The 12,447-nt window shown below is 62.1% G+C and carries 11 protein-coding genes; 3 read left to right on the top strand and 8 right to left on the bottom strand.

Annotated elements, in window-relative coordinates:
• Positions 1-284: 284 nt before the first annotated feature.
• The 3 genes from KGB27_RS29055 (at position 285) to KGB27_RS29045 (ending at position 4,628) form a co-directional block, all read left to right on the top strand.
• On the top strand, positions 285-1,427 hold the full coding sequence (locus tag KGB27_RS29055) for a glycerate kinase (RefSeq protein WP_207284405.1): 1,143 nt from the start codon (positions 285-287) through the stop codon (positions 1,425-1,427).
• A gap of 346 nt (positions 1,428-1,773) precedes the next feature.
• Complete coding sequence (locus KGB27_RS29050) at positions 1,774-3,399, top strand: methyl-accepting chemotaxis protein (protein ID WP_223557238.1); 1,626 nt, start codon at positions 1,774-1,776, stop codon at positions 3,397-3,399.
• A gap of 41 nt (positions 3,400-3,440) precedes the next feature.
• Complete coding sequence (locus tag KGB27_RS29045; RefSeq protein WP_008036860.1) at positions 3,441-4,628, top strand: pyridoxal phosphate-dependent aminotransferase; 1,188 nt, start codon at positions 3,441-3,443, stop codon at positions 4,626-4,628.
• A gap of 117 nt (positions 4,629-4,745) precedes the next feature.
• Here KGB27_RS29045 and KGB27_RS29040 read toward each other — a convergent pair whose 3' ends face one another.
• The 8 genes from KGB27_RS29040 to KGB27_RS29005 form a co-directional block, all read right to left on the bottom strand.
• Positions 4,746-5,723, bottom strand: coding sequence for an NAD(P)-dependent oxidoreductase (locus tag KGB27_RS29040; RefSeq protein ID WP_223557241.1), 978 nt, complete (start codon positions 5,721-5,723; stop codon positions 4,746-4,748).
• 21 nt (positions 5,724-5,744) lie between these two features.
• Positions 5,745-7,043 carry an MFS transporter gene (locus tag KGB27_RS29035; protein ID WP_008036856.1) on the bottom strand — a complete coding sequence of 433 codons (1,299 nt, stop codon included), beginning with the start codon at positions 7,041-7,043 and terminating at the stop codon, positions 5,745-5,747.
• A 114-nt stretch (positions 7,044-7,157) separates the two neighbouring features.
• Positions 7,158-8,132, bottom strand: coding sequence for a sugar kinase (locus KGB27_RS29030; RefSeq protein ID WP_008036854.1), 975 nt, complete (start codon positions 8,130-8,132; stop codon positions 7,158-7,160).
• Positions 8,125-8,907 (bottom strand): sugar phosphate isomerase/epimerase family protein, encoded by a 783-nt coding sequence (locus KGB27_RS29025; RefSeq protein ID WP_223557237.1) that lies wholly within the window; start codon positions 8,905-8,907, stop codon positions 8,125-8,127. The genes KGB27_RS29030 and KGB27_RS29025 overlap by 8 nt, the downstream gene beginning before the upstream one ends.
• A gap of 153 nt (positions 8,908-9,060) precedes the next feature.
• On the bottom strand, positions 9,061-10,086 hold the full coding sequence (locus KGB27_RS29020) for a LacI family DNA-binding transcriptional regulator (protein ID WP_317850737.1): 1,026 nt from the start codon (positions 10,084-10,086) through the stop codon (positions 9,061-9,063).
• A 138-nt stretch (positions 10,087-10,224) separates the two neighbouring features.
• On the bottom strand, positions 10,225-10,833 hold the full coding sequence (locus tag KGB27_RS29015) for a LysE family translocator (protein WP_223435826.1): 609 nt from the start codon (positions 10,831-10,833) through the stop codon (positions 10,225-10,227).
• 52 nt (positions 10,834-10,885) lie between these two features.
• Complete coding sequence (locus KGB27_RS29010) at positions 10,886-11,725, bottom strand: AraC family transcriptional regulator (protein WP_008036846.1); 840 nt, start codon at positions 11,723-11,725, stop codon at positions 10,886-10,888.
• Positions 11,726-11,801: 76 nt separating this feature from the next.
• Entirely contained in the window at positions 11,802-12,443 is a 642-nt protein-coding gene (locus KGB27_RS29005; protein ID WP_223557239.1) for a DUF1345 domain-containing protein, read from the bottom strand.
• Positions 12,444-12,447 lie beyond the last annotated feature (4 nt).

The raw sequence follows: 12,447 nt of genomic DNA, 5'->3' as shown, positions 1-12,447 counted from the left end.
CCTCGGCGTGCAGCTACTCCCACAAACCGACGCAAATCCATGACGTTGTGAACCCGTCCTTGTAGGAGCCGGCTTGCCGGCGATGGCGTCCTCGAAATCGCCATCGCCGGCAAGCCGGGCTCCTACAGGTTTTTCGGCGTACTTGAGATTGCTTTCGCGAGCAGGCTCGCTCCCACCGGGTTTTGTGAAAATGAACAATAATCCTCCGTGCCACTTGTGCAGCGGACCGGCGTTATTGTTCAGGCCGGCTGGCAGCATGGGGGCATTGGAACTGGAGAATTCGCATGAAAATCGTCATCGCCCCCGATTCGTTCAAGGACAGCCTAAGCGCACAAGGCGTGGCCGATGCCATTGCCCTTGGTCTGGTTGAAGTCTGGCCCGATGCGCAACTGGTCAAATGCCCGATGGCCGATGGGGGCGAAGGCACGGTCGAGTCGATTCTGGCCGCCTGCGAAGGTCAACTCCGTCGCACTCGCGTCAAAGGGCCGCTGGGCACAACGGTCGACGCCGCGTGGGGCTGGTTGCCCCAGAGCCTCACCGCCATCATCGAGATGGCCGAGGCCAGCGGCTTGCAACTCGTTCCGCCGGGGCAACGCGATGCGTGCATCAGCAGCACCTTCGGCACCGGTGAGTTGATCCGCGCGGCACTCGACGCCGGGGCGCAACGGGTGATCCTGGCGATTGGCGGCAGCGCCACCAACGACGGCGGCGCGGGGGCGATGCAAGCGCTGGGCGTGAAACTGCTCGATGCACAAGGCCAAACCCTGGCGCCCGGCGGATTGGCACTGGCGCAACTGGCGCGCATCGATCTCAGTGACATCGATCCGCGTCTGACCGACGTGCGCTTCGACATCGCCGCCGACGTCAACAATCCCCTGTGCGGCCCCCACGGCGCCTCTGCGATTTTCGGTCCGCAAAAAGGCGCAACGCCTGCGCAGGTCGAGCAACTGGATCGCGCCCTCGGGCACTTCGCCGGGCTTTGCGCCCAGGTCCTCGGCAATGACGTGCGTGACGAGCCGGGCAGCGGCGCGGCGGGTGGCCTGGGGTTTGCCGCCAAGGCCTTCCTGGGCGCGCAGTTCAAAGCCGGGGTTGAAGTGGTCGCCGAATTGGTCGGCCTGGCCGATGCGGTCAAGGGCGCCGACCTGGTGATCACCGGCGAAGGCCGCTTCGATGCGCAAACCCTGCGCGGCAAGACACCGTTTGGTGTCGCACGCATCGCCGGGCAACACGGCGTACCGGTCATCGTCATCGCCGGCACCTTGGGCGAGGGTTATCAGGCCCTGTACGAACATGGCATCGACGCCGCGTTTGCCTTGGCGAGCGGGCCAATGACCCTGGAGCAGGCGTGCACCGAGGCGCCACGGTTGTTGCGTGAGCGGGCGAGCGACATCGCCCGGGTCTGGCGTATCGCCAAACGCCAATCCTGAATACCCCACGGCCATTGTAGGAGCGAAGCTTGCTCGCGAAGGACGTGAGGGCAACGCGTTCATCCAGACAACCTGCGTCATCGTTGACGACCTTCGCGAGCAAGCTTCGCTCCTACAGGGGGACGCGGCGAACCAAAGATCAGTGTTTCACGGATGAAACACTCGTAATCCCTTGAAATATATTTCGCAAATCCCCGCAAAAATCCTCAACCCCAGCCGATACAGATATCAGGCGCACACAAACCTATTACAACAGTGGCGCCAGCCTGAGCGGTGCGCCTCAATGCCCGCCCGCCAGTGATCACGGCAAGGACGCTCGAAGACTCAATCACCCGAGTATCGTCCTATGTCCCTGCGTAATCTGAACATCGCGCCTCGAGCTTTCCTGGGTTTTGCCTTCATTGCCTTGCTGGTCATCGTGCTGGGTGTATTTGCCGTGAGCCGCATGACGACCATTCGCCAGGCCTCGGTCGACATGGAGACGACGCAACTGCCCAGCATCGGGTTTTTGGGCAACATGACGGAAAACGTCCTGCGCATGCGCATCCTCTCGTTCCGGGTGTTGGTCAACCGCGAACCCGCCGCGTTGCAGGAAGCCCAGACTCGCATCGGCGTCCTCACCGACAAGCTGCGCAGCGCTCAGGCCAGCTACGCAGCTTTGCCCGCCCAGCCAGAAGAAGCCGCGCTGTACAAGACGTTCACCGCCACCCTCGACACCTATATGCAAGCGCAGAACCAGATGATGGAACTGTCGCGGCAGAACAAGCTGGATGAGATGCGCACCCTGATCAATACGCGGATCAAGGACGGCACCGACCAGATGGGCGAGCAGCTCAATAAACTGGTGGCACTCAACACCAGCGACGCCAAGACCGCATCGGCCGAAGCGGGCGAACACTACAGCAACGCCATCACCGGCATCGTGGTCGTTGCGGTGATCGCCGCACTGATGACCGTGTTGCTGGCCTGGCTGTTGACCCGCAGCATCGTCACCCCGCTGAACCGTGCATTGCAGGCTGCTGAAACCATCGCGGGCGGCAACCTGCGCAACGTCATTGAAGTCGATGGCAAGGATGAACCGGCACGTTTGCTCGGCGCCTTGTCCGCGATGCAGGCCAGTTTGCGCAAAACCATCGAGCAAATCGCCGGTTCCGCCACGCAGCTGGGCGCCGCCGCCGAAGAGCTGAGCACGGTCACGCAAGAAGCGTCCCGCGGTCTGCAACAGCAAAACAATGAAATCGAACAAGCCGCCACCGCTGTCAACGAAATGACCGCTGCCGTGGAAGAAGTGGCGCGCAACGCCGTGTCGACTTCCGAAGCCTCGAACCAGTCGACCCAGGCTGCTCGTGAAGGTCGCGACCGCGTGGTGGAAACCGTCGATGCGATCCAGACGATGACCCACGACGTGCAGAACACCTCGCTGATGATCGAAGGCCTGGCCGCTCAGGGCCGGGACATCGGCAAGGTACTGGACGTGATTCGCGCCATTGCCGAACAGACCAACCTGCTGGCACTGAACGCCGCGATTGAAGCGGCCCGTGCCGGTGAAGCCGGACGTGGTTTTGCGGTGGTGGCGGACGAGGTGCGGGCGTTGGCGCATCGCACGGCGCAATCGACTCAGGAAATCGAGAAGATGGTCGCTGGCATCCAGAACGGTACGGGGGAGGCGGTGTCGTCGATGCAGCAAAGCAATCAGCGCACCCACAGCACCTTGGAAATGGCCCGAGCCGCCGGTGTCGCGCTGGAGCAGATCACTCAGTCGATCCATCTGATCAACGAACGCAACCTGGTGATCGCCAGCGCGTCCGAAGAGCAGGCGCAGGTGTCCCGCGAAGTCGACCGCAACCTGGTGAACATTCGCGACCTGGCGACCCAGTCCGCTGCCGGGGCCAATCAGACAAGCGCTGCCACCCATGAACTGTCGCGCCTGGCCGTTGATTTGAATGCCATGGTGGCGCGTTTCGTGATTTGAGATAGGGTTGAGACTAGGAACACGCGCGATTGGAGAAATACATGCGCTATTCAGCCTTGACCCAACGAATTGCCGGAGACGGCGCTGCGGCCTGGCAGATTCATTACCGAGCATTGGAATTACGAGAGCAGGGCGTCGATGTGTTGCTGTTGTCGGTGGGCGATCCGGACTTCGATACGCCGCGCCCCATCGTCCAGGCGTGCATTGACAGCCTGCTGGCTGGCGACACGCATTACTCGCAAGTGCGCGGCAGTCGCGGGCTACGGGACAGCATCGTCAACCGTCACCGACGTTGCAGCGGTCAGGAGGTCGATGCGGATCAGGTGATTGTGACGCCCGGCGCCCAGTGCGGGGTGTATTCGGTCGTGCAATGCCTGCTCGATCCGGGCGATGAAGTGATCGTCGCCGAACCGATGTACGTGACCTATGAAGGCGTGTTCGGTGCCTGCGGGGCGAAAGCGGTGCCGGTGGCGGTGCGTCCGGAGAACGGCTTTCGCGTTGATCCGGCGGATGTCGCGGCGCTGATCACGCCGAAAACCCGCGCGCTTTTGCTCAACAGTCCGAACAACCCTTCCGGTGCCAGTCTGTCGCTGAAGATCTGGCAGGAACTGGCATCGCTGTGCATTCGGCACAACCTGTGGCTGATCAGTGACGAGGTTTACAGCGATCTGTTGTACGAGGGCGAGCACATCAGCCCGGCCAGCCTGCCGGGCATGGCCGAGCGCACCGCGACGCTCAACAGCCTGTCCAAATCCCACGCCATGAGCGGCTGGCGGGTCGGTTGGGTGATCGGGCCCAAACCCTTGATTGACCATCTGGAACATCTGTCGTTGTGCATGCTGTTCGGCATTCCGGACTTTGTGCAGAAGGCGGCGCAAGTTGCGCTGGAGGGTGATCTGCCGGAAGTGGCGATGATGCGCGAAGAATACCGTCAACGCCGTGACCTGGTGTGCGCGAGCCTGAGTGCGTGCCCGGGGGTGCGGGCGGTTCGGCCGGATGGCGGGATGTTTGTGATGGTTGATGTGCGCCAGACCGGGTTGTCTGCCCAGCACTTCGCCGAGCGGCTGCTGGAGGGCTATGGCGTTTCGGTGCTAGCCGGCGAAGCGTTCGGGCCGAGCGCGGCGGGGCACATCCGGATCGGGTTGGTGGTGGATCAACGGAAACTGGCGGATGCGTGTCGGCGGATTGCGTTGTGTGCGGCGGATCTTCTGGAAGCGCGCCGGGCCTGACAGATTTGTGTTGGCAATGCCGGCCCCTTCGCGGGCAAGCCTCGCTCCTACAGGTGCTGCGTAATCCCGTAGGAGCGAGGCTTGCCCGCGAAGACTGACTTGCAGGCGCCGAATCTCTTAATCCTTCCACGCCCGGGTATTCACCAGATTCTTCGGCCGCTCACCCGCCAACGCTGCCAGCAGATTGTCCACCGCACACGTCGCCATCGCTTCGCGCGTTTCATGGGTCGCTGAGCCAATGTGCGGCGTTGCCACCACGTTGTTCAGTTGCAACAGCGGCGAGTCCGGGTTCAGCGGTTCGCGTTCGAACACATCCAGCCCCGCTGCGCGAATCTGCCCGGAACGCAACGCTTCGATCAGCGCCGTTTCGTCCACCACTTTGCCCCGCGAGATATTGATGAAGATCGTCTCTGGACGCATCAGCGCAAACTGTTCAGCACCGATCAGCCTCTCGGTTTCCACTGTCAGCGGCAATGTCAGGCAAACGAAATCGGCCTGCTGCAACAGCTCCGGCAGGCTGCGGTATTGCGCATTGAAGCGCTGTTCCACCGCCGGTTTCGGCGAGTGGCTGTGATAGATCACCGGCATGCCGAAACCGAAATGACCGCGTTGGGCCAACGCTTCGCCGATCCGCCCCATGCCAATGATGCCCAGGGTTTTGCCGTGCACATCGCTGCCGAAATGCACGGGGCCGATGTTGCGGTTCCACTGGCCGGCACGAACCATGTTCGCCAGTTCCACCACGCGCCGGGCCGTCGCGAGGATCAGCGCAAAACCGGTGTCGGCGGTGGTTTCGGTGAGCACGTCCGGGGTGTTGCTGAGCAGGATTCGCCGCTCGGTCAGGTAGTCGATGTCGTAGTTGTCGACGCCCACCGAAACGCTGGCGATGGCGCGCAGATTAGGCGCCAGATCCAGCAGGCCCGCGTCCAGTTTCAGACTGGCACCGAGCAACCCATGAGCGCGGGGCAGGGCCTCGCGCAGTTGCGCCAGGCCATCGGCGTCGAGGTTGTCGATCAGCGTCACGTCGGTCTGCTCATGCAGGCGAGCCATCAGCAACGGTGAGAGTTTCTTGTACAGCACGACCTGCTTTTTCATCGTATTCATCTCTGCATCAATTCAAGGATGGGCGGCGGTCGGGCGTGTTTGCGCAACCGCAGGACGTTCCCGGTCGCTGGCGCCGGGCTTGAGGAGAATCGTCAGCACCACCGAAAACATCAGCGCGCCGCTCATCAGCAGGTAAGACGCGCCCGGCGAACCGGTGGAGCTGTTCAGGTAACCGACCAGATAAGAGCCGCCAAACGAGCCGAGCGCGCCCATGCTGTTGATCAACGCCATGGCGCCACCGGCGACGTTGGCCGGGAGGATTTCCGGGATGATCGCGAAGAACGGTCCGTAAGGCGCGTACATGCAGGCCCCGGCAATCACCAGCAGGGTGTACGACCACCAGAAATGTTCGGCGCCCAGCGCGTACGATCCGTAGAACGCAATCGAGGCGATCAGCAGCGGCGGCCAGACAAAGCGTTTGCGCTTTTGCAGTTTGTCCGAGCCCCAGGACACCAGCAGCATGCCGATCACCGCCGCCAGATACGGCAGCGCCGACAGCCAGCCGGCTTCGACCATGTCCATTTGTGCGCCGGCCTTGAGGATCGACGGCAGCCACAGCACGAAGCCGTAGACGCCGATGCTCCAGCAGAAAAATTGCAGGGCCAGGATGATCACTTTCGGCGAGCGGAAGGCTTCGGCGTAGTTCTTCACCGCCTTGATGCCCACCTGTTCGGCGGCGAGGGCGCTTTCCAGATCGTGCTTTTCGGCGTCGCTGAGCCACTTGGCCTGGGCCGGACGATCATCCGCCAGGCGCCACCAGATAAACGCCCAGAGCACTGCCGGCAAACCTTCGATGATAAACATCCAGCGCCAGCTGTAATGCTGCACCAGATAGCCCGACACCACCGACATCCAGAGCATGGTCACCGGGTTGCCGAGGATCAGAAAAGTGTTGGCCCGCGAGCGTTCGGCACGGGTGAACCAGTGGCACAGGTAGATCAGCATGGCCGGCATCACCGCGGCTTCGACCACGCCGAGCATGAAGCGAATGACGATCAGCCAGTAGGCGTTGGAGACGATCCCGGTGAGCGTCGCCAGACTGCCCCAGAGGATCAGGCTGACGAAAATCAGTTTCTTCACACTGTGTTTTTGCGCGTAGATCGCGCCGGGCACCTGGAAGAAAAAGTAGCCGAGGAAGAACAGTGCGCCGAGCATCGACGACAGGCCAGGCGTGATCATCAGGTCGGCGGCCATCCCGGAGGCGGCGGCGAATCCGTAGTTGGCGCGGTCCAGGTACGCCAGGCTGTAGGTGATGAATACGATGGGCATGATGTACCACCAGCGGCGGGTGGCGAGCGTTGCGGTTTTCATGAGTGGTGCTCCTGAGCTTGTTGTTTTTGTCGCAGCAGGTAACGGGTCAGATCAAGCTTTTGCAGTGGTAGTGATGGCCTCTTCGCGAGCAAGCTTCGCTCCTACAGGTTCGCGCTAAACCTGTAGGAGCGCGGCTTGCCCGCGAACAGCGGTCTCGAATTCGATGGACATCTCGGATCGGGTCGGCAACCCCTCCATATCCCCACGACTCTGTACGGCACGGCTACCAATCCAGTTGGCGCGTTTCACGGCGTCCGCAACGCTGTGGTTTTCCAGCAGCGCGCTGATCATGCCGACGGCAAACCCGTCACCGGCACCGACCGTGTCGACCACCGTTTCCACGGGCACGCCCGCCACGAAACCGTCATCCAGATGCGTGCGGTAATACGCGCCGTGCGGGCCGAGCTTGATCGCCACCGCTTCGGCACCCTGGTCGAGGTAAAACGCGGCGATGTCAGCCGGGTCTTCATAGCCGGTCAGCAAGCGACCTTCACTCAAACCCGGCAGCACCCAGTCGGCGAGGGCGGCGAGGCGGTTGATTTCGCTGATCATCTGTTGCGTGCTGGCCCACAGGCTCGGGCGCAGGTTCGGGTCGAAGGACACACTGCGCCCGGCCTCACGCATGCGCGTCATCAGTTCGAAAGACATCTGTCGCGCCGTTTCCGAGAGCGCCGGAGGAATGCCGGTGGCGTGCAAGTGCCGCGCCTTGAGCAGTTCGGGGATGATCGACTTCGGCGACAGATGACTCGCCGCCGAGCCGCGCCGAAAGTACTCGACCCTGGGATCGTCGCCATCGTCGGTGCGTGACTTGAGCTGAAACCCGGTCGGGTGTGCGGCATCGAGGGCAACGTTACTGCAATCCAGGCCTTCCTTTTTCAAGGTGTCGATCACGAAGCGCCCCAGAGAGTCGTCGCCGACCCGGCTCAGCCACGCCACCTTGAACCCCAGTCGCGATAAACCGATGGCGACGTTGCTGTCGGCCCCGGCAATGCGTTTGTGAAAGTGGTCGACGTTGGCGAGGTCGCCATTTTGATCGGCGACAAACATCGCCATGGTTTCGCCGAACGACAGGATATCGATCTCAGACATGAGCGCTCTCCAGGCGTGCTTGCCCCAAGTGGGCGAGGGCGGCGACATGCTCGGTGGTGAGCCGCACCAGGTCGTCGCCTTGCAGCGGATATTCCGCGGCCCGCATCACGCCTTGGGCCATGTGCCGCAGCAGTTGTTCCCACGAATGCAGGTCGCTGGCAGCAGGCGGCATGGCGACCAGTTTGCCGTCGGCCCGGCGTGACACGGCTTTGCAGTGTACGTAGCCGACGTGACGCCCGAGCAGGCGCGCGGCGCTGCTGGCGGACTGGTCCTGCCAGTGCCAGTTGCCGATGTCGAAGGTCATTTTGATCGGCAGATTGTGTTGCTCGACTGCTGCGAAAAAACGCTGGAACGGTTCGATGCGACCACCGTGCAGGGTCTGATCGTTTTCCACCAGCAGTTGCACGGCGCTTTTTCCCAGGATCCGGGCGAGGGTTTGCAGGTCGCTGGTGTCGGTGAAGTAACCGAGGGACACCTTCAGCCAATTGGCGCCGAAGGCCTGGGCGCGTTGCAGGGCGGTGATCAGTTGCGGATTGGGTTTCGACTGGCCGGCCAGCCACAGTTCCATCGGCGAGGAATACACGCTTTCGAGGCCTTGCGCCTGGGTGGCATCGGCCAGTTGGGCGGGGTCTTCAACGGTCAGCAGTTCTTCGCGCCATTCGATGTGGCTGGCGCCCGCAGCTGCGAGGATATCGATGAAATGGCCTTGACCGCGCTGGCGGACGAGGTCGGCGCCGTAGCTGGAGAGGCTGATGGAAACGGGTGGTTTATGCATTGTCATGGACCTCTGAAACCGGTTTCATTTTTGTTCAAAAAAAAGGATGAGGTTTTGTGGTGATCTTTTGGGCCCCTTCGCGGGCAAGCCTCGCTCCTACGGGTTGTCGGTGTCCTGTAGGAGCGAGGCTTGCCCGCGAAGGGGCCGAAACATTCACCGAGAATTTCCCAGGGTCGACCCACGCTCAATCAACCGCGCCGAAAAATCCATCGTCCGCACCGGCCCGTCATCCCCGCGCAAGCGCTTGAGCAAGCATTCAAACGCACTCGCGCCCATCTCGGTCGTCGGTTGGGCGAGGGCGGTGATGCCGCTGCCCACCAGCGGGTACCAATCCAGATCATCGAGGGCGATCAAGCCGACATCCTCGAACAACGTGCACTGCAATTCGCGCAACGCATGGGTCGCGGCCAGCGCCGCAATCCCGTTCGCGCAGAACAGCGCCTTCGGGCCGGGGCCGGGGGTATCGAGAAAAGTCTTGAGGTTTGCCGTGAGGTCACTGCCGGTTTCGATCATCGTTCCGCGCAGCGCCGAACGCCGGGCGATCTGCGCCTTGAAACTGCTGACTCGTTCGATCCGTGAACTGGTGCCGTCAAACGGTTCGGTGACCAGCAGCACATCGTGGTAACCGCGTTCTTCAAGGTGGGCAATGGCGATCTCGACCGCTGCCGGGTTGTCCAGCCCGACCATGTCACTTTCGAGGTGCTCGACCTTGCGGTCCACCAGCACCAGCGGCATCTCTCGATGCAGTTCCTGCAATTCGTCGCGGTGGTGGCCGAGGGTGTTCACGATCAGCCCTTCGATGTTGTACGAGCGCAGCAGGGCCAGGTGCTGGCATTCCTGCTCGTCATCGCGGTCGGTGTTGCACACCACCAGGCTGTAGCCGTGTTGACGGCAGGCGGTTTCCACCCCATGCATCACGGCAATCGAATAAGGGTTGCGGATGTCGGCGACCAGCATGCCGATCAGGCGGGTTCGTCCACGTTTCAGACCGCGAGCCATCTGGTTCGGGCGATAGCCCAGTTCGGCAATCGACTGTTCGATGCGCAACGCAATCGCATCGGACAGCAAGGCGCGATCCTCGCCGATGAACCGTGACACGCTGGCCTTGGAGACCTTGGCATGTTCGGCGACATCAAGCATGGTCACGCGGCTGCGCTGGGCGGCGGAGAAATCGTTCACGGTCTGAAACCTTCTTATTGGAGTTATAAGGTCCGTGCGTTTGAGATCGCACTGAAACCGGTTTCAGAAGACACCAAAAGCGAATACGCCGTCAAGCCCCGCATCGTCGATTGTCCGACAATGGCCGACGAATGGGATTCAGGCCCAAAGACTCAACCAGGCCGACCCCAACAGCAACAGGGCCATGCAGCGATTGAAACGTTGCATTGAGCGAGGTGAACGCAGCCAGCGCGTGGAGCCCGCGCCGAGCAATGCCCAGACCCCAAGGCAGGGCAGGGAAATCAGAAAGAACGCCAGCGACAACACCATCACATGGGCCAGGCGCTGTTCGCCGGCCCCGGCAAATACACTGACAACCGCCAGCGCCATCATCCAGGTTTTCGGGTTGATCAGTTGCAGGCCGGCAGCGCCCAAAAGACCGAGCCGGGCGTCGGCATCTTGGTTGGTGACGGCCTCTGCCGGGGCGTTGAAAATCTGCCAGGCGAGGTAACTCAGCCAGGCCACGCCGATCCACTGCATCGCGGTTTGCACGAAGGGCCAAGCGGTCAGCGACGCCCCGGCACCACTGCCGACCAACAACACAATTGTCGCGGCGCTGGCACAGGCGCCGAAGATGATCGGCACGGCGGCCACCAAGCCGTATCGGGCACTGTTGCTCAACACCAGAATATTGGTCGGGCCGGGCGTGATCGACGCCACGAACGCAAACAACAGGAAGGGCAGTAACGTCGGGAAAGTGGACAGCATCGCGGGCAAACTCCGGTGAAGATCTTTGAAGTCGATCTTCACAATCCCACGGTCAACTGTCTGGAAGATTTGAGCAGCGCTTGCGATACAACGCGGGCGTCAGGCCGTAGGCCCGCACGAACCAACGGCCCAGATGACTCTGGTCGGCGAACCCCAACGTCATGGCCACCGTGGCCGGTTGTTCGCCTCGGGCCAGCATTCTGCGGGCCGTGGCCAGGCGCAATTGCACCAGATAGGCGTGCGGGGCGATGCCGTAAGCAGCCTTGAACGCGCGGGTCAGGCGAAAGCGATCGACGCCCGTTGCGGCGGCCAGTTGGTCGAGGCCGATGTCCTCGTGGGCATGGGCGTGCAGATATTCCCGAGCCTTCTGCGCCACCAACGGCAATCGCGGGTCTTCGCCATAACGGGCACGCCAGTGCAGGTGAGTGGTGAGGCGTTCGAGCAAACCGTCGAGGGCAGTCTGGCGGACGATTTTCAGCTCGCCGTTGTGCAGCGCCTGAAACGCCAGGCTGGTGGCGTGGGCCAGGCGCACGTCGGTGGCCAGGGTATTGGCGAAGCTCAATTGACTGTTGTCCGGCGCGTTGTCGAACACGGCACTGAGTTCGCGTTTCAACCACTGCGGGTCGAGGTACAGCATGCGGTAGGTGAAACCGTCTGCCGTCGGTGCTTCGCCATCATGGATGTCACCCGGTTCGAGCAAAAACACCTTGCCCGGCGTGCTCTGGTGCCGGGCCCGCCGGCAGTTGAATTGCTGCACCCCTTGCTCGGTGACGCCCACCAGATAGCTGTCATGCCAGTGTGGATCGTAGGCGTGGCCCTCGAAATGCGCGCGCAGCGTCTCGATGCCGGTGTCGGCGTCCTGGGCCAGGTCGATCCAGTTGTGAGTGGTCATGCTGCACCTGCGAGACGGATTGCCGGGTTATTTAACGCCCGTGGCGAGGGCGATGCCTAGAACGTTTGTGCACGGCTCAGTTGAACAGGCCCGCAGCGATGTTGATCGAGAACCCGAGAATCGCGGTGTTGAACAGAAAACCGATCAGCGACTGCGCGAGCACAATCTTGCGCAATTCCCGAGTGGCCACGCCGACATCGGAGGTCTGCACGGCTGCGCTGATGGTGAACGAGAAATACAGGAAGTCCCAATAATTGGGGGTGGTCAGCCCTTCAGCGAAGCGCAAAGCCGGGTCTTTGCCGGCCCAGGTGTAGAACAGGCGGGCGTAATGCACGCTGAAAATCACCCCGATCAACAGCCATGAACCGATGACGGTCAGTGCGGTATACCCGTAATGCAACAGCTTGCGGGTGGTTTCCAGGTCCTTGCTGCCGACCAGTTCGAAGGTGATGGTCGCCAGGCTGGCGATGGCGGCGATGCACACCACGAACAGCACCAGCCCGGCGTTCTCGTCTTCGACTTCGGCAATGCGTTTCACATCCGGCGCTTTGGCGCGGGCGGCGAGCCAGAGCATCAGCACCAGATACGACCAGACCCCGGTGTTCCAGCCGAAGAGGATTTTGCTGATGATCGAATCGGCCGGAGCCAGAATGCCCACCGCAACACCGAGGGTCGCAGCGGCGGACAGGCGAGGGTGGGTGCGGGCGAGGAAGGGCATGGAG

Source organism: Pseudomonas sp. BF-R-01, assembly GCF_019946615.1.
GTDB lineage: Bacteria > Pseudomonadota > Gammaproteobacteria > Pseudomonadales > Pseudomonadaceae > Aquipseudomonas > Aquipseudomonas migulae.
This window is presented reverse-complemented; position numbering and strand designations above follow the sequence as displayed.

Coding starts and splice junctions, on each gene's coding strand:
- KGB27_RS29005 (WP_223557239.1), bottom strand. CDS start 12,443: ATGCCCTTCCTCGCCCGCACCCACCCTCGCCTGTCCGCCGCTGCGACC.
- KGB27_RS29035 (WP_008036856.1), bottom strand. CDS start 7,043: ATGAAAACCGCAACGCTCGCCACCCGCCGCTGGTGGTACATCATGCCC.
- KGB27_RS29010 (WP_008036846.1), bottom strand. CDS start 11,725: ATGACCACTCACAACTGGATCGACCTGGCCCAGGACGCCGACACCGGC.
- KGB27_RS29030 (WP_008036854.1), bottom strand. CDS start 8,132: ATGTCTGAGATCGATATCCTGTCGTTCGGCGAAACCATGGCGATGTTT.
- KGB27_RS29055 (WP_207284405.1), top strand. CDS start 285: ATGAAAATCGTCATCGCCCCCGATTCGTTCAAGGACAGCCTAAGCGCA.
- KGB27_RS29050 (WP_223557238.1), top strand. CDS start 1,774: ATGTCCCTGCGTAATCTGAACATCGCGCCTCGAGCTTTCCTGGGTTTT.
- KGB27_RS29045 (WP_008036860.1), top strand. CDS start 3,441: ATGCGCTATTCAGCCTTGACCCAACGAATTGCCGGAGACGGCGCTGCG.
- KGB27_RS29025 (WP_223557237.1), bottom strand. CDS start 8,907: ATGCATAAACCACCCGTTTCCATCAGCCTCTCCAGCTACGGCGCCGAC.
- KGB27_RS29040 (WP_223557241.1), bottom strand. CDS start 5,723: ATGAAAAAGCAGGTCGTGCTGTACAAGAAACTCTCACCGTTGCTGATG.
- KGB27_RS29015 (WP_223435826.1), bottom strand. CDS start 10,833: ATGCTGTCCACTTTCCCGACGTTACTGCCCTTCCTGTTGTTTGCGTTC.